24 protein-coding genes are annotated in these 21,837 nt (G+C 72.5%); 11 read left to right on the forward strand and 13 right to left on the reverse strand.

What is annotated here, in order from left to right; translation table 11 throughout:
* The first annotated feature begins 95 nt into the window (after positions 1-95).
* Complete coding sequence (locus tag OG470_RS10050; protein ID WP_328422991.1) at positions 96-410, forward strand: hypothetical protein; 315 nt, start codon at positions 96-98, stop codon at positions 408-410.
* A 54-nt stretch (positions 411-464) separates the two neighbouring features.
* Here the strand turns inward: OG470_RS10050 and OG470_RS10055 are convergent, their stop codons facing one another.
* Complete coding sequence (locus OG470_RS10055; protein ID WP_328422993.1) at positions 465-680, reverse strand: helix-turn-helix transcriptional regulator; 216 nt, start codon at positions 678-680, stop codon at positions 465-467.
* Positions 681-791: 111 nt separating this feature from the next.
* Between OG470_RS10055 and OG470_RS10060 the strand changes: the two genes are divergently transcribed.
* Both OG470_RS10060 and OG470_RS10065 read left to right on the forward strand, forming a co-directional pair.
* Positions 792-1,049, forward strand: coding sequence for a hypothetical protein (locus tag OG470_RS10060; RefSeq protein ID WP_328422995.1), 258 nt, complete (start codon positions 792-794; stop codon positions 1,047-1,049).
* Between the two features lie 61 nt (positions 1,050-1,110).
* Positions 1,111-1,755 carry a TetR/AcrR family transcriptional regulator gene (locus OG470_RS10065; protein ID WP_328422997.1) on the forward strand — a complete coding sequence of 215 codons (645 nt, stop codon included), beginning with the start codon at positions 1,111-1,113 and terminating at the stop codon, positions 1,753-1,755.
* Between the two features lie 10 nt (positions 1,756-1,765).
* Here the strand turns inward: OG470_RS10065 and OG470_RS10070 are convergent, their stop codons facing one another.
* Positions 1,766-2,596, reverse strand: coding sequence for a zf-HC2 domain-containing protein (locus tag OG470_RS10070; protein ID WP_328422999.1), 831 nt, complete (start codon positions 2,594-2,596; stop codon positions 1,766-1,768).
* Positions 2,597-2,668: 72 nt separating this feature from the next.
* Between OG470_RS10070 and OG470_RS10075 the strand changes: the two genes are divergently transcribed.
* From OG470_RS10075 to OG470_RS10105, 7 genes are all read left to right on the forward strand, one after another.
* Positions 2,669-3,709 carry a TRM11 family SAM-dependent methyltransferase gene (locus OG470_RS10075; RefSeq protein ID WP_328423001.1) on the forward strand — a complete coding sequence of 347 codons (1,041 nt, stop codon included), beginning with the start codon at positions 2,669-2,671 and terminating at the stop codon, positions 3,707-3,709.
* Positions 3,710-4,186: 477 nt separating this feature from the next.
* Entirely contained in the window at positions 4,187-4,276 is a 90-nt protein-coding gene (kdpF, locus tag OG470_RS10080) for a K(+)-transporting ATPase subunit F (protein ID WP_036390805.1), read from the forward strand.
* Entirely contained in the window at positions 4,276-5,931 is a 1,656-nt protein-coding gene (gene kdpA, locus OG470_RS10085; RefSeq protein ID WP_328423004.1) for a potassium-transporting ATPase subunit KdpA, read from the forward strand. The genes kdpF and kdpA overlap by 1 nt, the downstream gene beginning before the upstream one ends.
* A 20-nt stretch (positions 5,932-5,951) precedes the next feature.
* Positions 5,952-8,159, forward strand: coding sequence for a potassium-transporting ATPase subunit KdpB (gene kdpB, locus OG470_RS10090; RefSeq protein WP_328423006.1), 2,208 nt, complete (start codon positions 5,952-5,954; stop codon positions 8,157-8,159).
* Positions 8,159-9,040, forward strand: a complete 882-nt coding sequence (locus tag OG470_RS10095; RefSeq protein ID WP_328423008.1) for a potassium-transporting ATPase subunit C — start codon at positions 8,159-8,161, stop codon at positions 9,038-9,040. Before kdpB ends, OG470_RS10095 begins: the two co-directional genes overlap by 1 nt.
* A gap of 94 nt (positions 9,041-9,134) precedes the next feature.
* Positions 9,135-11,687: a sensor histidine kinase gene (locus OG470_RS10100; protein WP_328423010.1), complete on the forward strand. Its 2,553-nt coding sequence runs from the start codon at positions 9,135-9,137 to the stop codon at positions 11,685-11,687.
* Positions 11,684-12,364, forward strand: a complete 681-nt coding sequence (locus tag OG470_RS10105; protein WP_328423012.1) for a response regulator — start codon at positions 11,684-11,686, stop codon at positions 12,362-12,364. The genes OG470_RS10100 and OG470_RS10105 overlap by 4 nt, the downstream gene beginning before the upstream one ends.
* A gap of 26 nt (positions 12,365-12,390) precedes the next feature.
* On the opposite strand, the gene OG470_RS10110 is transcribed toward OG470_RS10105, so the two are convergent.
* The 4 genes from OG470_RS10110 to OG470_RS10125 are packed head-to-tail and all read right to left on the reverse strand — an operon-like array spanning position 12,391 to position 14,393.
* Entirely contained in the window at positions 12,391-12,984 is a 594-nt protein-coding gene (locus OG470_RS10110) for a winged helix-turn-helix domain-containing protein (RefSeq protein WP_328423014.1), read from the reverse strand.
* Positions 12,920-13,393 (reverse strand): SAV_915 family protein, encoded by a 474-nt coding sequence (locus OG470_RS10115; protein WP_328423016.1) that lies wholly within the window; start codon positions 13,391-13,393, stop codon positions 12,920-12,922. The genes OG470_RS10110 and OG470_RS10115 overlap by 65 nt, the downstream gene beginning before the upstream one ends.
* A 44-nt stretch (positions 13,394-13,437) precedes the next feature.
* Positions 13,438-13,941, reverse strand: coding sequence for a universal stress protein (locus tag OG470_RS10120; protein WP_328423018.1), 504 nt, complete (start codon positions 13,939-13,941; stop codon positions 13,438-13,440).
* Entirely contained in the window at positions 13,938-14,393 is a 456-nt protein-coding gene (locus OG470_RS10125) for a hypothetical protein (protein ID WP_328423020.1), read from the reverse strand. Before OG470_RS10125 ends, OG470_RS10120 begins: the two co-directional genes overlap by 4 nt.
* Positions 14,394-14,558: 165 nt before the next feature.
* Between OG470_RS10125 and OG470_RS10130 the strand changes: the two genes are divergently transcribed.
* Positions 14,559-15,314 carry a dienelactone hydrolase family protein gene (locus OG470_RS10130; RefSeq protein ID WP_328423022.1) on the forward strand — a complete coding sequence of 252 codons (756 nt, stop codon included), beginning with the start codon at positions 14,559-14,561 and terminating at the stop codon, positions 15,312-15,314.
* 97 nt (positions 15,315-15,411) lie between these two features.
* On the opposite strand, the gene OG470_RS10135 is transcribed toward OG470_RS10130, so the two are convergent.
* From OG470_RS10135 to OG470_RS10165, 7 genes are all read right to left on the reverse strand, one after another.
* Positions 15,412-16,515, reverse strand: a complete 1,104-nt coding sequence (locus tag OG470_RS10135) for an L-dopachrome tautomerase-related protein (protein WP_328423024.1) — start codon at positions 16,513-16,515, stop codon at positions 15,412-15,414.
* A 104-nt stretch (positions 16,516-16,619) separates the two neighbouring features.
* Positions 16,620-17,504 (reverse strand): SMP-30/gluconolactonase/LRE family protein, encoded by an 885-nt coding sequence (locus OG470_RS10140; RefSeq protein ID WP_328423026.1) that lies wholly within the window; start codon positions 17,502-17,504, stop codon positions 16,620-16,622.
* A 45-nt stretch (positions 17,505-17,549) separates the two neighbouring features.
* A complete protein-coding gene (locus OG470_RS10145; protein ID WP_328423028.1) occupies positions 17,550-18,491 on the reverse strand; it encodes a sugar kinase in 942 nt (313 codons plus the stop codon).
* Entirely contained in the window at positions 18,488-19,108 is a 621-nt protein-coding gene (locus tag OG470_RS10150) for a bifunctional 4-hydroxy-2-oxoglutarate aldolase/2-dehydro-3-deoxy-phosphogluconate aldolase (RefSeq protein WP_328423030.1), read from the reverse strand. The genes OG470_RS10145 and OG470_RS10150 overlap by 4 nt, the downstream gene beginning before the upstream one ends.
* A gap of 11 nt (positions 19,109-19,119) precedes the next feature.
* Entirely contained in the window at positions 19,120-19,956 is an 837-nt protein-coding gene (locus tag OG470_RS10155) for a hypothetical protein (RefSeq protein ID WP_328423032.1), read from the reverse strand.
* Positions 19,953-21,098, reverse strand: a complete 1,146-nt coding sequence (gene dgoD / locus OG470_RS10160) for a galactonate dehydratase (protein ID WP_328423034.1) — start codon at positions 21,096-21,098, stop codon at positions 19,953-19,955. Before dgoD ends, OG470_RS10155 begins: the two co-directional genes overlap by 4 nt.
* The gene (locus OG470_RS10165) at positions 21,095-21,805 is read right to left on the reverse strand and encodes a FadR/GntR family transcriptional regulator (RefSeq protein ID WP_328423036.1); all 711 of its coding nucleotides are present in this window, start codon (positions 21,803-21,805) and stop codon (positions 21,095-21,097) included. Before OG470_RS10165 ends, dgoD begins: the two co-directional genes overlap by 4 nt.
* Positions 21,806-21,837: the final 32 nt, after the last annotated feature.

Genomic DNA, 21,837 nt, shown 5'->3' on the forward strand with positions numbered 1-21,837 from the left:
CGTGCCACGCCGAGGGCCCGCCGGGCCTGACTCCGGTACGGCAGCACGAGATCACGCGTACCTCTCTTGTTGAGCTGGTGCGTGAGGATCGTGCGATGAGTGCCACGCCTCCGGCCCTGCTCGACGGAGCCCGCGTCCAGATGTTCGCGAACCTGGGGCCAGGACATTCGCCAACCGGTGCTACCCGCCACTCCATCAGCAACTTCGCAGAGGTGGTCGCACGCCTCGCGATAGCTCGCTACGACGATGCCGCGGAGGTCTACCTCTTCTACTGCAGCCAGGAGTGGGAAGTCGTGACGGACACGTGTCATTCGACGGAGATGGACGCCCTCGCCCAGGCGGAGTTCGAATTCGGGGGCGTGACATTCCTGCGGACGTCGCCGCGCAGCCCCGGCGACCTGGAGGCGTGAGCGCCCGGCCGTATTGAACCGATACGCCCGTACGCGGATGCGGCGCCGAGCGAACTACTCGGCCTCGTCGCCGTCGGTAGGGCGCGGCGGGCGGTGCTCGGCGATCCACGCCTCCACGTCGGCGCGCAGCCAGACCGTGGTGCCGTGTAGCCGCTGGAACGGTGCGGGGAAGGTCGGATAACGGATGAGTTGGCGCATTCGGGTCCGGCTCACGCCGAGCAGATCTTGCAGCTCGTGCGGACCGACCAGCGGACCCGGGATGTCACCCATCTCTTGACGGTAGGTCGATCAGGCATGCCCAAATGCGTCTACCTACTTGCGCAGCCCCCTCGAATGGGTGAGGGTGAACGCGGAGTAGCGATGTGATGGGAGGGACGCCCAATGGATCAGGCGACAGAGTTGGCGTGGCTGCGGGAGCGGGTCGGGGGATTGGAGACCGCGCTGCGCTGTGCGCGGAGGGAGTTGTTCGATCTCCGTTGTCGGTTGACATTGATCGGTCGGGTGGTCCAGGACGTGGACCGGGTGCAGAGAGCGCCCGGGGTCGCGCTCGGTGCGATCAACGCGGCGCTCTACTCCGAGACGTCCAACCTGCGGCACGTCGGCCGGCACCTGATCCGGCGCCGACGGGGGGATCGGTGAGGGCGGTGCCCGCCGGGTCGACGCGTAGGCCGACGTCGTGAGCTGCCGATAGGGTCGGCAGATGAGTGTCGAGACCGCTCCGCGCCGCCGCCGATTGGAGCCGGATGCCCGGCGTGGGCAGATCCTGGCCTGCGCGGTCCGGCTGTTCGGCGAGCGCGCGTACCCGGATGTGTCGACCACCGACATCGCCCGGGAGGCGGGTGTCGCGCGCGGCCTGGTCAACCACTACTTCGGCACGAAAAAGGATCTCTACCTGGAGGTCGTCCGGGTCATGGTGACGATCCCGGAGGTCGCCGTGGAGCGGTTGCCCAAGGGGGATCTGCGGACCCGCGTCGACGCGAGCGTCACGTGGTTCCTCGACGTGGTGTCCCGGCACAGCACCTCCTGGCTGGCCGCCGTCACCGCCCGGGGGATGGGCGGCGACGCCGACGTGGAGCGGGTGCTCGCCGAGGCCGAGGAGGTCGCTGCGGACCGCATGCTCGTCGCCGTCGGGCTGGCCGGCGAGGCGAAGCACCACGAGGAGTTGCGCGGGATGGTCCGGGCGTACTGCGGGCTGGCCACGTCGACCGCCCGGGAGTGGCTCCAACGCGGCGCGCTGACCCGCGCCCAGGTGCACCTGCTGCTCACCACCACGCTGCTGACCATCGTCGAACAGGTCATCCCGCAGGTCATCGCTCGCGACGGCCCAACTCGGCCGCAGGGCTGAGGAAGCCCGCTCAGGCGGCGCGGCGGTCGCCGGCATGACCGGTACGCGCCGCCGAGGCGGCATGACCGGTACGCGCCGCCGGGGTGGCTTGGCGGTCGGCGGCCTGTGCCGGGTAGGGCTCGGACCGGACCACCCGCAGCGGCCGGTCGACCTCGTCCGCCCGGAACCGCCAGCGCGACGGCGCGGGCTGGCGCTGCGGCGCGGGGCCTCCGGGGCGCAACCCGGGCCGGGACAGCAGCACGGTGATCAAGTAGCCGATCACCAGGAAACCGTGGCTGACCAGCCGCTCCCCGCTCACCGTTCCGGTGGCCAGGTCGTTGACCGACAGCAGCAACAGCGTGCCGACGAACGCGCTGAGCATCGGCAGCAGGCCGGCCGGCGGGCTGCGGCGTACCGCCACGAAGAGGAAGCCGGCGCCCACCGCCACGTTCCACGCGGCCGACTCGTGCCACAGGTGCTGACCAGCCGGGTGCAGGTGATCGGCGGCCGTGCCCCGGCCCACCTGGGCCAGGCCGAGCACCAACTGCACCGCCCCGAGCAGCCCGAGCGCCCCGCGCAGCCCGGTGACCAGCCGGCCGCGCCCGGCCGCACCGGGCCACCACCGCCACCGACGGGCCGGCGGCGCGGCAGCGGCGGCGGCGGCGAGGATCGCCTCCGTCCGGTCGGGCGGTTCGGTGACCAATCGGGTACGCACCCGACGGGTCACCCCGGCCGCCGCCGTGAACCAGACCCGGCACTCGGCGCACCCGTCCAGGTGCCGCTGAGCCGCCGCCCGTTCCTCGGCGGTCTCCTCGCCGTCCAACTGCGCGGACAGGACCTCCCGCCACTGCTCACACCCCATATAGGGGTAGTCGGTCCGGCTGCCACTCCGGTTCCCGGCGGCAGTGGCCCGTTATGGAATACTCGCCCGATCATGACGCGCTACGGCCTGTTGATCCTGCCCTCCACCAACCGGGTGTACGCCCGCTCCGCCGTCGACCTCACCCGGGCCGAGCTGGAGATCTTCGGCCGTTCGGCGCTCGATGGCCGGATCGGCGAGCTGGACACGGCGACCGTCGGCGGGGCCAGCTATGTCACCTTCACGGGCGACGGGCTGACCGAGCGGGACCTGGCCGTGCTGGGCAATCTCTCCGCCGGGTACGCGCTGTTCGAGTTCGTCGGCGAGCTGCTGCGCCCGATCGAGTGGAGCCGGCTGGACCGCTACGACGATGACCTGATCACCATCCAGAAGTACCCGGGCAAAACCAACGAGCAGTTCACCAAGCTGCTGCTCAACGTCACGTTACTCGCCTCGGACTGGGCCGCTGAGCTGACCAGCCGCCGGTTCCGGGTGCTCGACCCGCTCTGCGGTCGCGGCACCACCCTCAACCAGGCGCTGATGTACGGCTTCGACGCCGCCGGGATGGACCGCGACCAGAAGGATGTCGAGGCGTACCGGGCGTTCATCACCACCTGGCTGAAGCAGAAGCGGATCAAGCACCGGGTGCTGGAGTCGGGGCCGGTGCGCCGGGAGCGCAAGGTGGTCGGTCGCCGGGTGCGGATCGAGCTGGCCCCCACGCGCGAGGCGCACAAGGCCGGCGACCTCCAACTGCTGGACGTGGTCAACGCCGACACCACCCGCGCCGGCGAGTTCTTCCGGCCGGAGACCGTCGACCTGGTCGTCGCGGACGCCCCGTACGGCGTCCAGCACGGCAGCCGGACGACCGAGCACGGGCTGACCCGGGACCCGCTGGCGCTGCTCGCCGACGCCGCGCCGGTCTGGGCGCGGCTGTTGCGCCCCGGTGGAGCGCTCGGCATCTCCTGGAACACCCACGTGGCCAGCCGGGACGACGCTGCGGTGGCACTGGCCGCGGCCGGCCTGACCGTGGTCGACGCGGAGCCCTACCGCGCGCTGCGCCACCGCGTCGACCAGTCGATCATGCGTGACGTGCTGGTGGCCCGCCGCCCGGCCTGACCGGCCGCCGCACCACACCCGCCACACCCGCCACAGCACTCCGTCGCATCACCGCGCCCGCACATACCGACCCGCGAGGTGTCGCCCGCAGGCTGTCCGTCTGCCCTCGTATTGCCAAATCTGCACAAGAACAAGGAAAGCGTCGCCTCGCGCGCGTGGGAGGCGACTACTTCCCTGAAGCTGTGCGGATCTTGAACGTTGGCCCGTCTGCGCCCTGCCGAGAGCTTTGTGCCGCGTTTCACCTGTTCAGGTGGCGATGTGAAAACCGCGTCAATAAATGGTTCGCCTCCGTCATGGTCGCGTTATGACCCCTGCCATTCGCGAGGTGGTGGGGCTTTGATTGCCCGGCGCGACCGGGAGGCGGTCGCGACGAACTTTCCCGGTATGAGGAGTCAGCGTGTCTGACGTGGTGTTCGTGGTCCTGACGGTGGCGCTGTTCGCAGTGCTCGCCCTGGTGGTCCGGGCGGTGGAGAAGCTGTGAACGCGGTCAATGCCGTCGGTCTGGTGCTCGCGATCGTCCTGGGCGCGTTCCTGGTGTTCGCCCTGTTGTTTCCGGAGCGCTTCTGATGACCATGACAACAGCGGGCGTCATCTTCGTGCTGACGCTGGTGGCGGCCTTGGTCGCCGTCTACAAGCCGTTCGGCGACTACATGTTCCGGGCGGTCTCCGGCACCCGGCAGTCCCGGGTTGAGCGGGGGATCTACCGTCTGGTCGGGGTCAACCCGGCAGCCGAACAGACCTGGGGCGTGTACGCCCGCAGCGTGCTGGCGTTCTCCGGGATCTCGATCCTGTTCCTGTACCTGTTCCAGCGGGTGCAGAACCACCTGTGGCTGTCGCTTGGCTTCGACTCGGTCGTGCCGCACGGCGCGTGGAACACCGCCGTGTCGTTCGTGACCAACACCAACTGGCAGTCGTACTCGGGTGAGTCGACGATGGGCCACCTGGTGCAGATGGCCGGTCTGGCGGTGCAGAACTTCGTCTCGGCGGCGGTCGGCATCGCGGTGGCGGTGGCGTTGCTGCGGGGGTTCGCCCGCAGCCGCACCGGGCAGCTCGGCAACTTCTGGGTCGACCTGACCCGGATCACGCTGCGGATCCTGCTGCCGATCGCGGTGCTCGGCGCCATCGCGCTGATGATCGGCGGGGTGGTGCAGAACCTCTCGGCCGGCACCGACGTGACCACGCTGACCGGCGGCACCCAGACCATCACCGGCGGGCCGGTTGCCAGCCAGGAAGTGATCAAGGAGCTGGGCACCAACGGTGGCGGCTTCTACAACGTCAACAGCGCCCACCCGTTCGAGAACCCCACCACGTGGACGAACTGGATCGAGATCTTCCTGATCTTCGTGATTCCGTTCAGCATGCCCCGGGTCTTCGGCCGGATGGTGGGGCAGAACCGCCAGGGCTACGCCATCGCCGCGGTGATGGCCATCCTCGCGTTCGCCAGCGTGGTCATCACCAACGTCTTCGAGTTGGCCGGCCACGGCACGGTGCCGCAGGCGGTCGGCGCGGCGTTGGAGGGCAAGGAGGTTCGGTTCGACGTGTCGAACTCGGCCACCTTCGCCGCGGCCACCACGCTGACCTCGACCGGTGCGGTGAACTCGTTCCACGACTCGTTCACCTCGCTCGGCGGCATGATGACCATGTTCAACATGATGCTCGGCGAGGTCGCCCCGGGCGGTACCGGTTCCGGTCTCTACGGCCTGCTCATCCTCGCGGTGATCACGGTCTTCGTGGCCGGCCTGATGGTGGGTCGTACCCCGGAGTACCTGGGCAAGAAGATCGGCTCGCGGGAGATCAAGTTCGCCTCGCTGTACTTCCTGATCACGCCGATTCTGGTGCTGGTCGGGACGGCGGCGGCGTTCGCCACCGGTAACAACTCCACCGCGCTCAACGTCGGTCCGCACGGCCTCTCCGAGGTGCTCTACGCGTTCACCTCGGCCAGCAACAACAACGGCTCCGCGTTCGGCGGCATCACCGTCAACACCACGTGGTGGGACACCGCGCTCGGGTTGTGCATGCTGCTGGGCAGGTTCCTGCCGATCATCTTCGTGCTTGCGTTGGCCGGTTCGTTGGCCCGCCAGGCACCCACCCCCGCGTCCGAGGGCACCCTGCCGACCCACCGACCGCTGTTCATCGGGATGGTCGTCGGCGTCACGGTGATCCTCGTCGCGCTGACCTTCCTGCCCGCACTCGCGCTCGGCCCGCTGGCAGAGGGGCTCTGACCATCATGAGGAACGAGGACATGTCCGTCACCTCCGTGACATCCGGGACCGGCGAGCAACCGACCGCCGGCACCCCGGCCACCCAGGGCAACCGGGTCGGCGGGGGGCTGCTCGACCCCAAGCAGCTGATCCGGTCCCTGCCGGACGCCGCGCGCAAGCTCAACCCGGGCACGCTGTGGCGCAACCCGGTGATGCTGATCGTGGAAGTCGGCGCGGCCTTCACCACCGTCCTGGCGGTGACCGACCCGTCGGTGTTCGCCTGGGCGATCACCATCTGGCTCTGGCTGACCGTGCTCTTCGCCAACCTGGCCGAGGCGGTCGCCGAGGGTCGGGGCAAGGCCCAGGCCGCCGCGTTGCGGCAGGCCAAGCAGGACACCATCGCGACCCGGTTGGTCGACTGGTCGCCGGGCGCCCGAGCCAACACCTACCGGGACGAGGCGGTGCCCGCGCCGCAACTGCGCCAGGGCGACATCGTGCTGGTCGAGGCGGGCGGCATCATCCCCGGTGACGGCGACATCGTCGAGGGCATCGCCAGTGTCGACGAGTCGGCCATCACCGGCGAGTCGGCCCCGGTCATCCGGGAGTCCGGTGGCGACCGCAGCGCGGTCACGGGCGGCACCAAGGTGCTCTCCGACCGGATCGTCGTGAAGATCACCCAGAAGCCGGGGGAGAGCTTCATCGACCGGATGATCGCCCTGGTCGAGGGCGCCAACCGGCAGAAGACGCCGAACGAGATCGCGCTGAACATCCTGCTCGCCGCGCTCACGATCATCTTCCTGCTGGCCGTGGTCACCCTTCAGCCGCTGGCCATCTTCTCCAAGGCGTACCAGGCGGCCGCGCCGGACAGCGGCGCGATCACCGACTCCGGTGTCACCGGGGTGGTGCTGATCTCGCTGCTGGTCTGCCTCATCCCCACCACGATCGGCGCGCTGCTCTCCGCCATCGGCATCGCCGGCATGGACCGGCTGGTGCAGCGCAACGTCCTGGCCATGAGCGGCCGGGCCGTCGAGGCGGCCGGCGACGTCAACACCCTGCTGCTGGACAAGACCGGCACCATCACGCTGGGCAACCGGCAGGCCGCCGAGTTCGTACCGGTCGAAGGGGTGACGGCCGCGACCCTGGCCGACGCCGCGCAACTGTCCAGCCTGGCCGACGAGACCCCGGAGGGGCGCTCGGTGGTGGTGCTGGCGAAGAACGAGTTCGGGCTGCGCGAGCGCGAGCCCGGCGTGATGCCGCACGCCACCTTCGTACCGTTCACCGCGCAGACGCGGATGAGCGGCGTCGACATGGCCCCGGAGGCCAGCGTGGACGCCGGGGCGGCCGGAACGGGGCGCCGGGTCCGCAAGGGCGCCGCCGCCGCGGTGATGAAGTGGGTCCGCGAGAACGGCGGGCACCCCACCGAGCAGGTCGGCGAGATCGTGGACGGCATCAGCAGCACCGGCGGCACGCCGCTGGTCGTCGCCGAGCACGTCGACGGTGAGTCGGCTCGCGCGCTGGGCGTCATCCACCTCAAGGACGTCGTCAAATCCGGGATGCGGGAGCGGTTCGACGAGATGCGCCGGATGGGCATCCGGACCGTGATGATCACCGGCGACAACCCGCGTACCGCGAAGGCGATCGCCGACGAGGCCGGGGTCGACGACTTCCTGGCCGAGGCGACGCCGGAGGACAAGCTCGCGCTGATCAAGCGGGAGCAGGAGGGTGGCCGGCTGGTCGCCATGACCGGCGACGGCACTAACGACGCACCGGCGCTCGCCCAGGCTGACGTCGGGGTGGCCATGAACACCGGTACGTCGGCCGCCAAGGAGGCCGGCAACATGGTCGACCTCGACTCCGACCCGACCAAGCTCATCGAGATCGTGGAGATCGGCAAGCAGTTGCTGATCACCCGGGGCGCGCTGACCACGTTCAGCATCGCCAACGACATCGCGAAGTACTTCGCGATCATCCCGGCCATGTTCGCCGGCCTCTACCCGAGCCTGGACGCGCTGAACATCATGCGGCTGTCCAGCCCGGAGTCGGCGATCCTGTCCGCGGTCATCTTCAACGCCCTGGTGATCATCGCGCTGATCCCGCTCGCCCTCCGTGGCGTGCGGTACCGGCCGGCCGCCGCGTCGAAGCTGCTCAGCCGCAACCTGTGGCTGTACGGACTGGGCGGCATCATCGTGCCGTTCATCGGGATCAAGCTCATCGACCTGCTCATCCAGTTCATCCCGGGGATTTCGTGATGCGCCTACCCAACTGGCTCGCCCAACACCTCGCCGCTCTGCGCGCCGTGCTCGTCTTCACGGTGCTGCTCGGGCTGGTCTACCCGCTGGCCCTGGTCGCGGTTGGCCAGCTGCCCGGCCTCAACCACAAGGCCGACGGCTCGCTGATCGACGAGGGCGGGACGACGGTCGGCAGCTCACTGATCGGCCAGTCCTTCACCGACGCCGACGGCAACCCCATCCCGCGGTATTTCCAGTCCCGCCCGTCGGCCGCCGGCGACGGCTACGACCCGACCTCCACCTCGGCCAGCAACCTGGGCCCGGAGAGCGTGGTCGACACCATCGCCAGCGACCCGGAGGAGTCCAGCGAGAGCCTGCTCACCCAGGTCTGCGGGCGCAGCAAGGAGGTCGGCGAGCTCAACGGCGTCGACGGCGGGCGCCCCTTCTGCACCACCGAGGGCGTGGGTGCCGTGCTCGCGGTCTTCCGCGCGGACGGTCTGACCGGCCCGGTCACCCGGGTGGTCAGCGTCAACCAGGTCGCCCCGGCCACCCCGTTCGTCGCCTCGTACCAGGGGGTGCCGGTGGAACTGGCGCAGCCCGACGAGGACTACGTGGCGGCTGGCGGGGTGGTCACCCCGATCCGCGGCAACGCGCCCGCCGACCCGGCGGTGCCCGCCGACGCGGTCACCGCGAGCGGCAGCGGCCTCGACCCGCAGATCAGCCCGGCGTACGCCGAGTTGCAGGTGAACCGGGTCGCGCGGGAGCGCGGCGCGGACCCGGAGGCGGTCCGCCGGCTGGTGGACGAGCACACTACCGGGCGAGGACTCGGCTTCATGGGCGAGCCGGGAGTCAACGTGCTGGAGCTCAACATCGCGCTGGACAAGCAGTTCGCGGCGCGCTGAGCAAGCCCTGAGTACGACACCGGGCGAGGCCGTTCCACGGGGACGGCCTCGCCCGGTTCCCGCATCGGCGAACCCGACCAGGAAGGATGTTCCCGTGCCACGCGGAGAACTGCGCATCTATCTCGGGGCCGCCCCCGGCGTCGGCAAGACGTACGCCATGTTGGAGGAGGCCCAGCGGCGTGCCGCGCGAGGCACCGACGTGGTGATCGGCTTCGTGGAGACCCACGGCCGCCAGCACACCGCGGCCATGCTCGGTGACCTGGAGCAGGTCCCGCGCCGCACGATGGACTACCGGGGCGCCGAGTTCACCGAGATGGACCTGGACGCGGTGCTGGCCCGCCGGCCGGAGGTCGCGGTGGTCGACGAGCTGGCGCACACCAACGTGCCCGGCTCCCGACACGACAAGCGCTGGCAGGACGTCCAGGAGCTGCTCGACGCGGGGATCGACGTGCTGTCCACGGTCAACGTGCAGCACCTCGAGTCGGTCAACGACGTGGTCGCGCAGATCACCGGCACCACCCAGCGGGAGACCGTCCCGGACGAGATCGTCCGTGCCGCCGAGCAGGTCGAGCTGGTCGACATGACCCCCGAGGCGCTACGCCGGCGGATGGCACACGGCAACATCTACCGACCGGACAAGATCGATGCCGCGCTGGGCAACTACTTCCGGGTCGGCAACCTCACCGCCCTGCGCGAGCTGGCGCTGCTCTGGCTGGCCGACAAGGTCGACGAACAGCTCGACCGGTACCGGAGCCAGCAGGGCATCGCCGCCACCTGGGAGGCCCGGGAGCGGGTCGTGGTGGCGCTGACCGGCGGCCCGGAGGGCGAGACACTGATCCGCCGGGCGGCGCGGGTCGCGGCCCGCAGCAAGGGCGCCGACCTGCTCGCCGTACACGTCTCCCGCAGCGACGGCCTGGCCGGCGCGGACCCGGCCCAACTGGCTCGCCAGCGGGTGCTGGTGGAGAGCCTCGGCGGCACCTACCACCAGGTGCTGGGCACCGACGTCCCCGCCGCGCTGCTGGACTTCGCCCGTGGCGTGAACGCCACCCAGTTGGTGCTCGGCGCCAGCCGGCGGGGCCGCTTCGCGCAGCTGTTCGCCAGGGGCGTCGGGGTGACCACCACCGCGCTCTCCGGCTCGATCGACGTGCACCTGGTCACCCACAAACAGGCTGGTAAGGGCCGCCGGGCGGCTGCCGTGCCGGCGGCGTTGTCCCGGCGCCGCCGGTTGCTCGGCTTCGCCCTGGCCGTGCTCGGCGTACCACTGCTCACCCTGCTGCTGACGGTGCTGCCCGACCTGACGCTGACCAACGACATCCTGCTCTTCCTGGTGGCGGTGGTGGCGGTCGCCCTGGTCGGCGGGGTGTGGCCGGCCCTGGTCGCCGCGCTCGGCGGCTCACTGCTGCTCAACTGGTTCTTCACCCCGCCCTACCGCACGCTGACCATCGCCGAGGCGGACAACCTGCTCGCCCTGGCCGTCTTCGTCGGCGTGGGGTTGGCGGTGAGCTGGATCGTCGACGTGGCCGCGCGGCGGACCCGGGAGGCCGCCCGCGCCGCCGCCGACGCGCAGACCCTCGCCGCCGTCGCCGGTGGCGTACTGCGCGGCGAACGCCCGCTGCCCGCGCTGCTGGAGCAGCTCCGGGAAACCTTCGGGCTGCGTGCGGTGAGCGTGCTGGAGCTGGCCGAGGAGGCCAGTGGTCGCCCGGAGCGAGCCCGCGAGGAGCACGCCTGGTGCGTGGTGGCCAGCGTCGGCGACCGTCCGGCCTGCACGCCCGACGAGGGCGAGACGGCGGTGCCGGTCGACGAGCGGATCACCGTCGTGCTCAGCGGCCGTCGGCTGGAGGCCGCCGACCGGCGGATCGTCGAGGCGTTCGCCGCCCAGGCCGCCGTCGCGCTGCGCCAGGAACGGCTGGCCGAGGAGGCGGCCACCGCCCGGCCCCTCGCCGCGGCGGACCGGATGCGGACCGCGCTGCTCGCCGCGGTGAGCCACGACCTGCGTACCCCGCTGGCCTCGGCGAAGGCCGCCGTGACCAGCCTGCGCAGCCAGGACATCGAGTTCGACGAGCAGGACCGCGAGGAGCTGCTGGAGACCGCCGAGGAGTCGCTGGACCGGCTCGCCCGGCTGGTAGGCAACCTGCTGGACATGAGTCGGCTCCAGGCCGGCGTCCTCGGCATCACGGCGACCGTGATCGGCCTGGAGGACGCCGTACCCCTGGCGCTGGACGAGCTCGGCCCGCCCGCCGCCGCCGTCGTGACCGACATCCCGGCCGACCTGCCCGCGGCCACCGCCGACCCAGGCCTGCTGGAACGGGTGCTGGTCAACGTCATCGCGAACGCGTTGCGGTACAGCCCGCCCGGGCAGCCGCCCACCATCACCGGGAGCGCGCACGCCGGCCAGGTGGAGCTGCGGATCATCGACCGGGGACCGGGCATTCCGGAGGAGCAGTGGGAGCACGTCTTCCTACCGTTCCAGCGCCTCGGCGACCGGGACAACCAGACCGGAGTCGGCCTCGGGCTTGCCCTGTCCCGGGGCCTGGCCGAGGCGATGGGTGGCAGCATCACTCCTGAGACCACCCCTGGTGGTGGGCTCACCATGGTGCTGCGGCTGCCCGCCGCCGTACAGACCAGCTCGGAGGGGCCGCAGGAATGACGCGCATCCTGGTCGTCGACGACGAACCGCAGATCCTGCGCGCCCTGCGGATCAACCTGCGGGCCCGCCGGTACGACGTGGACGTCGCCGGGACCGGGGCGGCCGCGCTGAAGGCCGCCGCCAGCCACCCGCCCGACCTGGTGGTGCTCGACCTCGGCCTGCCCGACATCGACGGCGTCGAGGTGATTCGCGGCCTGCGCGGCTGGACCGCCGTGCCGATCATCGTGCTCTCCGGGCGGGCCGGCAGTGAGGACAAGGTTGCCGCGCTCGATGCCGGAGCGGACGACTACGTCACCAAGCCGTTCGGGGTGGAGGAGTTGCTGGCCCGCATCCGCGCGGTGACCCGGCGGCTCGGCGCGCCCAGCGAGGCGGTGCCCGCGCTGCGGATCGGCCAGCACACCGTCGACCTGGCCGACCACGCCGTGCGGCGGGACGACGGGACCGAGGTCAAGCTGACCCCCACCCAGTGGAGCGTGCTGGAGAAGCTGCTGCGCCACCCCGGCAAGCTGGTCAGTCAGCGCCAGCTCCTGCATGACGTGTGGGGGCCGGAGTACCAGAACGAGACCAACTACCTGCGGCAGTACCTGGCCCAGCTACGGCGCAAGCTGGAGGACGACCCGGCCCGCCCCCGGCATCTCATCACCGAGCCCGGGATGGGCTACCGCTACCGGCCGTGACCGGCAGCGTCCGAGCGTGCGTGACGTCAGTCCGCGGCAACCCGTAGCCGTTCGGTGGCGTCCAGGCGGTAGCCGATGCCGTGCACGGTCGTGATGACCGGACCACGGCCGGCCAGCTTCTGCCGTAGCCGACGGACGTGCACATCCACGGTTCGCGCGCCTCGGCACATCTCGTAGCCCCAGACCTCGCGCAGTAGTTGCCCCCGGGTGAGTGCCTGACGAGGGTGGCGGGCCAGGTGGAGCAGCAGGTCGTACTCGCGCCGGGTGAACGTCACCGGCTCGCCACTGAGCTGGGCGGTCCGGCGTACCGGTCGCAGCAGCAGCTCGGGGCGGGTTGTTTGGGGGGCGCCCGACGACCTGCCTGGTGTGGCACCGCCGTCGCCGAAGGATGCCGAGGGGCTGTCGATCCCGATGATCGGGCCGCCGGACGACACCTCCTGGTGGAGCACGCCGGCGGCGAGCGCGGAGACCCGTTCGGCGAACTCGGCCAGCCGCTCGATGCCGGCCGCACCGGATCGGACCACGATGGAGATCTCGACCGTGACGATCTGCGGATCAGGTTCGGGTGCGGATGACGACCGGCGTGGCACGACCGGCAGAACGGTGACCGGGGACAGCATCTGGAGACCTTCGCAGAGATGGGCCCGGGTCGACCGGGCGCTGGAAGGTGCCGACCGCGACCGCGACCGGGTCGGCCCCGGACCGCGGGCTGACGAGTGCGGCCGGAACCAGGGCCGGTACGGTCGGCGCCGCCCGGTCGCCGAAGCTCGGGTCGAGCGGCGGCGCCACCAGCAGCGGGTCGACCTGGATCCGGTCGATCCCGAGCGGGCGCAGCATGCCGCGCAGAGCGGACTCGCAGAGCTCTTCCCACGCCTGATCCGCGCCCATCGCGGCGACCAGCAGCTCGGGCCGGGTGAAGGCGATGCCCACCTGCTGACCCTGTGGTGACCGGCCGGTCCGTACCGTCCCCACCAGCCGTCCCGGCAGCTCCCGCACCGGAACGGCGTAGATTATCGGGGCCTCGTCCATGGTCGAGGTGGTCCTTTCTGTTCGCGCCGCCGCTCTGGCGGCGGTCATCTGCTGAAACGTTCGAGGTCGCGGGCGAAGCGGCGGATCGTCGCGGCCCGGGCCCAGGACGGCGCGGGCACCGCGACGACCGGCACGGCCGCCCGCGTCACGCAGTACCGGGTGACGTGACCGCGCGACCCGCCGAACCGGCCGCGTTCCGGGCTGCCGACGACGAGCAGGTCGGACTGCCGGTGTGCGTGGTCGACCAGCACCTGCCCGGCGTAGCCCTGCGTCACCACCATCCGCACGGGTACGTCGCGGGGCAGCCCACCCAGCGCCGCGTCGAAGACGCCCCGCAGGTAGGTCAGGGCCGCCCGGTCGCACTCGTCCTGCCAGCGCCAGGTCAGCGTTCCGGGCCGCCACGTCGGCGCGAAGACCCACGCCCGTACGGCGTCCAACTGCGCACCGTCGCGGCGGGCCAGTTGCACCGCGCGGCGCAGCGCCTGCATCCCGGCGAACGACCGGTCGACGCCCACCACGATCCGGGGGGCGGGGCAAGGGCTGCTCATGCTGCGGGCACCGCCCACGCTGGGGCGTCCCGCATGACACGCGGGTCGGCCGGTGTGGTCAGGTCGAGCGCGCGGAGGATGAAGTGTGCGACCACGACCTCCACCCCGGCGCGACGTCGCAGGTCGGCCACGGCCCGGTGCAGCACGGTGATGCTGTCGGCGGAGAGCCGCACCACGGCGTCGACATCGGCCGCGATCCACCACGCGGCGACCGCGCACGGCTCGTGCCGCAGATATTCCACCAGGTGACTGCCGGGCGCGGACGGGCCGAGCCGGACGCTGACCAGCGCCTCGTGCCGCCGATCGGGCCCGTCCGTCCCGTTCGCGGGAGGTTCCGCCGGCTCGTCGGGGTTGCCGTCAGGGGCCTGCGGTTCGCCGTCCCGGCCCGACGTCGTGTCGGTGCCGGGTGGCAGGTCTCCGCGTTCCCAGCGCGTCATCCGCCAAGGACTCATGGACCCATCGTCACCACCCGGCGACGGCGGATCGAGCGCCGATACGCCGTTCTGACGGACCACCGCCAATTCTTGACGCCCCGTTCACGCCGGTGCCGGCCGGCCCCGCTGACACGGGGAGTAGCGTCCCGGACGGACCAACGGTTGGCGTACGAGGAGGATCGCGTGCAGACGACGACGGTGGACGTTCCGACCGGCGACGGGGTCGCCGACGCCTGCCTCACCAGGCCGGACGGGGACGGCCCGTTCCCGGCGGTGCTGCTCTTCCAGGACGCCTTCGGCCCGCGGCCCCGTCTGGTGGAGATGGCGGAGCGGATCGCCGCCCGGGGCTACCTCGTGCTGACGCCCCACCTGTTCCACCGGGCCGGCCGGGCGCCGCTGTTCGACCTGTCCCGCCTCGGTGAGGCGGACCAGCGCGGCGCGATCTTCGAGAAGATCATGCCGCTGGTCGGTGCGTTGACCCCCGACGTGATCATCCGGGACACCGCCGCCTACCTCGACTTCCTGGCGGCCCGCGACGACGTCCGGCCGGGGCCGGTGGCGATCACCGGTTACTGCATGGGGGGCACCAACGCGCTGCGGGCGATCGAGGCGTACCCGGACCGGATCGCCGCAGCGGCGAGCTTCCACGGCGGGCGGATCGTCACCGACGCGCCGGACAGCCCGCACCTGGGCGTCGACTCGATCACCGGCGAGGTGTACTTCGGGCACGCCGACGCGGACCAGTCGATGACGCCCGAGCAGATCGCGACGCTGGAGAAGGCGCTCGACGCCGCCGGTGTGCGGTACCGCTCCGAGGTGTACGCGGGCGCGCGCCACGGCTACACCATGGCCGACACCCCGGCGTACGACGAGCAGGCCACCGAGCGGCACTGGGCCGCCCTGTTCGACCTGCTGGACCGGGCCCTGCCGGTCGGCTGAAGAAGCCCAGCGGGGTTGCGCGCCGGGCCGGTCGTCAGCCGAAGCCGCCCGGCGCGTCCCGGTCGTTCCGGGGCCGGCCGGGTGTGCGCTCGGACGGTCAGCGGCGCAGCAGCACCGGCCCGGCGTCGATCCGGGTGCGGAACAGCGCGTACGGCCGGCGCCGCAGGTCCTGGCCCCGCTGGTACTGCGGCTGCCGGTGCAGCTGGTTGGCGGTCACGTATAGGTACCCGTCGGTGGCCACCGACATGGTGTCCGGCCAGAGCAGTCGCGGGTCGTGGACCACCGTCTCGTACTCGCCGTCCGGCCGCCGGCGCAGCACCGCGTTGTGTTCGTAGGAGGTGAGGTAGAGCCGCCCCGCGTCGTCGGACTCCAGCCCGTCCGACGCAGTGCCCTTGTCTCCCTCGTCGACCACCGTCGCCGCGACCGCCTCCTGGGTGACCGATGGGTCGGCCAGCGCCTTGGCGGCCACGCTGTACCAACGGCGGGACGCCAGCGGGCAGTAGTGCAGCCGGGTGCCGTCAGCCGAGATGGCGATGCCGTCGGAGCCCGTCGACACCGGCTTCGGCGGCCCGTCCGCCGGCCGCTTCAGGAGCGGCCGGCCCTCGACCACCGGCCGGAACGTCGTCAGCGGCTCCGCCTTCGTGGACGGGTGGTCGTGCAGCCGCCGCCAGGACGCCCCACTGGCCAGGTCCACCACGATGATCCCGTTCGGCCCGGCGGACGCCGAGTCGGTGATGTACGCGACCCCGGCCTCACCCCGCCGCAGGTCGAAGCGGACGTCGTTGAGGTACGTCGTCGGCAGCGCCACCTCCGCCGGGAAGGTGATCACCTGAGCGACCGTGTCGGTGTCCAGGTCGACCCGGACCAGCTTCGGCCCGCCCGGCGTCGTCGGCTGGTACATCGGGCTGCCGGTGTCCAGCACCCAGAGCCGGTCGGCCGGGTCCACCACGATGCTCTGCACCGAGACGAACGCGCCGGCGTCGTTGTCGCCCGACGGGTCGTTCCACGACTGGTCGGGGTAGGGCACCTCCCGGCCGTCGCGCAGCTCGACGACGGTGGCTGGCACCTCGTCGCCCCACCGGGGGAAGTTGACGAAGATCCGGCCCCGGTGCGAGACGCTCACCCCGGTCGGCATCGGGCCGGTGAAGGTGTGCACCAGCTCCAACTCGCCGAGCGGCTCGTCGCCGACCGGTCCGTTCATGACGCCCGCACCACGGTTCTCATCGTCTCGCCCCCAACCGGTCGGCCGGACCTCACGCCGGCCGTGGGTGGCTATTCCCGCCCCGCCGGCCGACATGCCTCCGGTCAGCTCGTGCTCGGCGCGGCGGCGAGCGCGGTGGGTAGGCCGGGGACCGGAACGTCCACGGCGAGCAGGGCGCCATCCACCGGTCCCGCCGACGTCAGCCCGTACCGGGCGGTGCCGACGAAGAGCCGGCGCAGGTCGGGGCCGCCCAGGCAGATGCCGGCCGGCTGGGTTGCCGGCAGCTGGATCTCCCGATCCAGCGTGCCGTCCGGCCGGTAGCGGCGCACCGCCGAGCCGCCCCAGAGCGCGACCCAGAGGTGGCCGGCCGCGTCGACGGTCATCCCGTCCGGGCCGCCCTCCCCGGCGGTCAGCCGCAGGAACGGCTCGCGCCCGTGCAGGGCCCCGGTGCGTGGGTCGACGGTGAACCGGTCGACCTCCCCGCGTGGCGAGTCGGCCAGGTACATGGTGGTGCCGGTGGCGTCGAACGCCGGCCCGTTCGGCACGGTCAGCCCGGTCACGGCCGGCACCGGTGCCGCGCCCGGAGCCAGCCGGAACAGGGAGCCCGCACCGGGCACCCCGGCGTACGTCATGCTGCCGGCCCAGAACCGGCCGTGCGGGTCGGCGACCGCGTCGTTCATCCGGGCCGGCTCGGGACCGTCGCTGACCAGATCGGCGACCGTCCGGGGGTCGCCGATGGCGGGCAGCAGGGCGACGCCGGTCCCGGCGGCGGCCAGCCAGTCGCCGGGACTGCCCGCGACCGGGGCGACCGCGCCCAGCGGGACGTCCAGCCGGCGCAGCTCCCGCAGTGGGCCCGGTCGGTCGCCGGCGGTCTCCAGCAGCCGCCCGGCCAGCAGGTCGACCAGGACCAGCCGGCCGGCCACCCAGCGCAGCCCTTCGCCCAGCTCCAACCGGTCCGCGCTCCACACGGTCGGTTCGGTCAGCTCCATCTCGCTCCTTCGACGATCGGCGCGGCGATCGGCCGCCCCCAGTGGTCAGCGCACGGTGCCGCCGGGCCCGTGGTCGAGCAGCGACAGCTCGGCACGGTCGGGCAGTCCCTCCCAGTCGCCCCGGGTGGCCACCGCGAACGCACCGGTGGTGACCGCCCGGTCCAGCCGGGCCGGGGCGTCGGCGCCGTCCAGCCAGCCGGAGAGCAGCCCGGCCACGAAGGCGTCGCCGGCGCCGACGGTGTCCACCACCGGCACCGTCCGGGCGGGGCGGTGCACCGTGCCGAGCGCGCTGTGGCTGGTCGCCCCGCCGGCACCGTGCTTCACGACGACCTCGGTCACCCCGGCCGCGCGCAGCGCCGCGACCGGGTCGGCCGCATCGGTCAGCACGGCCAACTCGTCGTCGGAGGCGACCACCAGGTCGATCGAGGGCAGCAGCGGCCGCAGCGCGTCGGCGGCTGCGGCGACCGACCAGAGCCGGTGCCGGTGGTTGACGTCCAGGCAGACCGTGCTGCCCGCCGCACGGGCGAGGCGTACCGCCGCCACCACGGCCTGGTACGGCTCGGCGCCCAGCGCGCAGGTGATGCCGGTGACGTGCAGCAGCCGGGGCGGCGGCCCGGGCGGGTCGAAGGCGGGGGTGACGTCGGCCGGTTGCAGCCGGGAGCCGGCCGACCCGGTGCGGTGGTAGGTGACCCGGTTGATGTCGGCGACCCGGGATTCGAAGAGGATCAGCCCGGTGGCGGCCGCCGGGTCGACCCGGGACCAGGTCAGGTCGACGCCTTCGGCGCGCAGCGTGCGGCGAACCAGCTCACCGGGCTCGTCGGCTCCGGTGACCCCGACCCAGGCGGCCCGGTGGCCGAGCCGGGCCAGCCCGATCGCCACCGTCGACTCGGACCCGGCAACGGAGATTCCGGCGGTGCCGCCCAGCCGCAGCGGGCCGGTGGTGCGGAAGGCCGCCATCGTCTCGCCGAGGGTGAGCAGGTCGGTCATGGCCGGACCGCCGCGAGGAAGGCGGCGGCGCGCTCGCGCAGCGCCGCTGGGTCGCCGCCCCGGACGGCGTCGCCGAGCAGCGGGGAGCCGACGCCGACCGCGACCGCTCCCCGGTCGAGGTAGCGCCGCGCGCCGTCGGCGTCGACCCCACCCACCGGCACGAACGCGGTGCCGGGGAACGGATCGCGCAGCGCGCCGAGGTAGTCGGGCCCGCCGAGGGAAGCCGGGAAGAGCTTGATGGCGGCGGCCCCGGCGCCGCTGGCCTGCACCACCTCGCTGGGGGTGAGCGCGCCGGCGAGCACCGGCAGCCCGAGTCGGCCGGCCTCGGCGAGGCTCGGTGCCAGCGCCGGGGTGACCAGGAAGCCCGCGCCGGCGTCAGCCGCCGCCCGGGTGTCCTCTGCGCTGAGCACGGTGCCCGCGCCCAGGGCGAAGTCGGGCCCGAGGGCGGCCCGGGCCCGCCGGATGGTGCCGAGCGCGTCGGCACCGGTCAGCGAGACCTCGATCAGGGCGACGCCGCTCTCGGCCAGGGTGAGCACGGCGGTCAGTGCGGCGGCCGGGTCGGGGCCGCGCACGATGGCCAGCAGCCGGTGGGTACGCAACTCGTCAAGCAGGTTCATCGAGATTGTCCTCAGTGGAAGCGGTGGGCGGAGATGGTGAGCCGCCACGCGACCTCACCGGCGGGCGGGACGACCGCCGCGTCGGCCGGGCCGGCGTCGGTCAGGTCGAAGGCGGCGCCCAGCATCGGTTCGACTCCGATGCTGCGGTAGGGGGCGGCGGTTGGCCAACCGTTCAGGTTGCGCCAGAGCGCGGTGCTGCGGGGCTGGTCGGAGCACTCCAGCTCCAGGGTCAGCCGGTCGGCGCCGTCGGTCACCTGGACCCGGGGGCAGTCGAGCAGCACCGCGCCGAGCGCGGTGCCGTCGTCCGGGCCGAGGGTGTCCAGCGTCATCCCGGCCGGCGTCGGCCACGGCCCGGTCAGCCAGGGGCTGCCGGCGGGCCAGTCGCCCGGGGGAAGCAGCGCGGCGGCCTCCGGGTGCAGTCGGGTCAGGGTGCCGGCGGGCGCGTCGAGGCGGGCCTCGGGGGAGAGGTCGAGCAGGGCGTGCGCCGCCCAGACGAACCGGTGGCCGGGGTCGGCGGCCAGTCGGTAGTCGGCCACCACCACGCCGTCCCGGTCGATGATCCGGCGGGTCAGGGTGAACGCCGGGCGTTCGATGACCAGGGTGTCGGGACCGGAGGCATGCCACGGCCGGGACCACACCTGGCCGTGGTCGGGCCGGCCGCGCACGGTGGGCAGGCACTCTTCCAGCCCGCCGGCGTCGATGAACGCGTCGTCGGGGCGTACCTCGTGCCGGCCGGGCTCCGGGCCGCGCCAGAGCCACTCCCGGCCGCCGCCGCGCAGGCTGGTCCATCGGCCGCCGCGCTCCGCGTCGTACGCCACCCGCAGCGGCACCGACGTCGCTCCGGTCACCACTCGGCGAACGACCCGTCGCGGTGCTGCCAGACCGGGTTGCGCCAGGCATGCGGGGTACGGGCGGCCTGACGAACCGCTGCCTCGTCCACGGTGATGCCCAGCCCGGGCCGGTCGAGCCGGGCGATGTGCCCGTCCACGAACCGGAAGGGCTCCGGGTCGACGACGTAGTCCAACAGCTCGGAGCCGGCGTGGTAGTGGATGCCGATGCTCTGCTCCTGGATCAGGAAGTTCGGTGTCGCGAAGGCTACCTGGAGGCTGGCCGCCAGGGAGATCGGGCCGAGCGGGCAGTGCGGGGCGAGCAGCGCCCCGTACGTCTCGGCCAGCGCGGCGATCCGGCGGACCTCGGAGATCCCACCGGCGTGCGACAGGTCCGGCTGGACCACGGCGACCCCGGCCTGCAACGGGCCGAGGAACTCGGAGCGGCCGTAGAGCCGTTCGCCGGTGGCCACCGGGATCGGCGTGCCGGCGACGATGTCGCGCAGGTGGTGGGCCTGGTCGGGCAGGACCGGCTCCTCCACGAAGAAGGGGCGCAGGGGTGCCAGCTCGGGCAGGATCCGGCGTACCGCGGCCAGCCCGGCGCGGCCGTGGAAGTCCAGCGCGATGTCCCGGTCGGCGCCGAGCACCTCCCGGGCGGCGGCGACCCGGCCGATCACCGCGTCCACCTCGGCGGAGGTGGGGATGGCGGAGAGCCGCCCGCAGGCGTTCATCTTGACCCCGGTGAAACCGGCGGCGACCTGCGCGGCGGCGGCGTCGGCGACCTCGTCGGGGTCGTCCCCGCCGATCCAGGAGTAGACCCGCACCCGGTCCCGGACGGCACCGCCGAGCAGGGCGTGCACCGGTGCCCCGTACGCCTGCCCGGCGATGTCCCAGAGTGCCTGGTCGAGGCCGGCGACGGCGCTGGAGAGGATCGGGCCGCCACGGTAGAAGCCGCCCTTGGTGAGGACCTGCCAGTGCTGCTCGATCCGCAGCGGATCCTCGCCGATCAGATATTCGGAGAGCACCTCGACCGCGCTGCGCACCACCTCGGCGCGCCCCTCGACCACCGGTTCACCCCACCCGACCAGCCCGTCGTCGGTCTCCACCCGGCAGAACAACCACCGTGGCGCGACCAGGAAGGTCTCGATCCGCTCGATCTTCACCGACTGCCCCTCTGTTTCCTTGCCTTTTCCACGTCCCGGACGGCCTTGTCCAGCAACTCACGCATGGCGGTCTCGGCCGCCGTCTCGTCCCGTGCGCGCAGCGCGTCGACCACCGCGCGGTGGCTGGGCACCGGGTCGTCGTGCGGGGCGCCGCCGTGCACCAGCCGGTCCCGCTCGGCGAGCCCGGTCTCCATCACCACCTCCATCCGCTCCAGCAGCTCGTTGTGGGTGGCGGCGAGCAGCGCGCGGTGGAAGGACAGGTCGGCGGCGACGGCGGCGGCGGGGTCACCGTTGGCCTCGGCCATCTCGTCCAGCGCCCGGTCGAGAGCGGCCACGTCGTCCTCGGTGGCCCGACTGGCGGCCAGCCGGGCGGCGGCCGGTTCGATGATGGCGCGTACCTCGTGCAGCTTTTCGAGCAGGTGCTCGTCGGCGCCTTCGGCGAACTGCCAGCGGATCACGTCGCCGTCGAGCAGGTTCCAGTCCGCTCGCGGCCGGACGAACGTGCCGCGCTTCTGCCGGGCGTCGACGATGCCCTTGGCCGAGAGCACCTTCAGCGCCTCGCGCAGTGCCGTCAGGCTGACGTCGAACTCCTCCTGCAACGCGACGATGTTCAGGGTCGCCCCGGCGGCGATCTCACCGGTGAGGATGCGACGGGCGATGGCTTCGACGGTCTGCCCGTGGACGCCGCGGCGTGCGTACTGTGCCAATGCTCTCCTGGCCTTCTTGTTGGTCGGTGTCG

Source organism: Micromonospora sp. NBC_00389 (assembly GCF_036059255.1).
Classification (GTDB): domain Bacteria; phylum Actinomycetota; class Actinomycetes; order Mycobacteriales; family Micromonosporaceae; genus Micromonospora.

Excerpts from the sequence above, each read along its gene's own strand:
- OG470_RS10050 (WP_328422991.1), top strand. The coding sequence starts at position 96 with ATGAGTGCCACGCCTCCGGCCCTGCTCGACGGAGCCCGCGTCCAGATG.
- OG470_RS10055 (WP_328422993.1), bottom strand. The coding sequence starts at position 680 with ATGGGTGACATCCCGGGTCCGCTGGTCGGTCCGCACGAGCTGCAAGAT.
- OG470_RS10060 (WP_328422995.1), top strand. The coding sequence starts at position 792 with ATGGATCAGGCGACAGAGTTGGCGTGGCTGCGGGAGCGGGTCGGGGGA.
- OG470_RS10065 (WP_328422997.1), top strand. The coding sequence starts at position 1,111 with ATGAGTGTCGAGACCGCTCCGCGCCGCCGCCGATTGGAGCCGGATGCC.
- OG470_RS10070 (WP_328422999.1), bottom strand. The coding sequence starts at position 2,596 with ATGGGGTGTGAGCAGTGGCGGGAGGTCCTGTCCGCGCAGTTGGACGGC.
- OG470_RS10075 (WP_328423001.1), top strand. The coding sequence starts at position 2,669 with ATGACGCGCTACGGCCTGTTGATCCTGCCCTCCACCAACCGGGTGTAC.
- kdpA (WP_328423004.1), top strand. The coding sequence starts at position 4,276 with ATGACCATGACAACAGCGGGCGTCATCTTCGTGCTGACGCTGGTGGCG.
- kdpB (WP_328423006.1), top strand. The coding sequence starts at position 5,952 with ATGTCCGTCACCTCCGTGACATCCGGGACCGGCGAGCAACCGACCGCC.
- OG470_RS10095 (WP_328423008.1), top strand. The coding sequence starts at position 8,159 with ATGCGCCTACCCAACTGGCTCGCCCAACACCTCGCCGCTCTGCGCGCC.
- OG470_RS10105 (WP_328423012.1), top strand. The coding sequence starts at position 11,684 with ATGACGCGCATCCTGGTCGTCGACGACGAACCGCAGATCCTGCGCGCC.
- OG470_RS10110 (WP_328423014.1), bottom strand. The coding sequence starts at position 12,984 with ATGCTGTCCCCGGTCACCGTTCTGCCGGTCGTGCCACGCCGGTCGTCA.
- OG470_RS10115 (WP_328423016.1), bottom strand. The coding sequence starts at position 13,393 with ATGGACGAGGCCCCGATAATCTACGCCGTTCCGGTGCGGGAGCTGCCG.
- OG470_RS10120 (WP_328423018.1), bottom strand. The coding sequence starts at position 13,941 with ATGAGCAGCCCTTGCCCCGCCCCCCGGATCGTGGTGGGCGTCGACCGG.
- OG470_RS10125 (WP_328423020.1), bottom strand. The coding sequence starts at position 14,393 with ATGAGTCCTTGGCGGATGACGCGCTGGGAACGCGGAGACCTGCCACCC.
- OG470_RS10135 (WP_328423024.1), bottom strand. The coding sequence starts at position 16,515 with ATGAACGGACCGGTCGGCGACGAGCCGCTCGGCGAGTTGGAGCTGGTG.
- OG470_RS10140 (WP_328423026.1), bottom strand. The coding sequence starts at position 17,504 with ATGGAGCTGACCGAACCGACCGTGTGGAGCGCGGACCGGTTGGAGCTG.
- OG470_RS10145 (WP_328423028.1), bottom strand. The coding sequence starts at position 18,491 with ATGACCGACCTGCTCACCCTCGGCGAGACGATGGCGGCCTTCCGCACC.
- OG470_RS10150 (WP_328423030.1), bottom strand. The coding sequence starts at position 19,108 with ATGAACCTGCTTGACGAGTTGCGTACCCACCGGCTGCTGGCCATCGTG.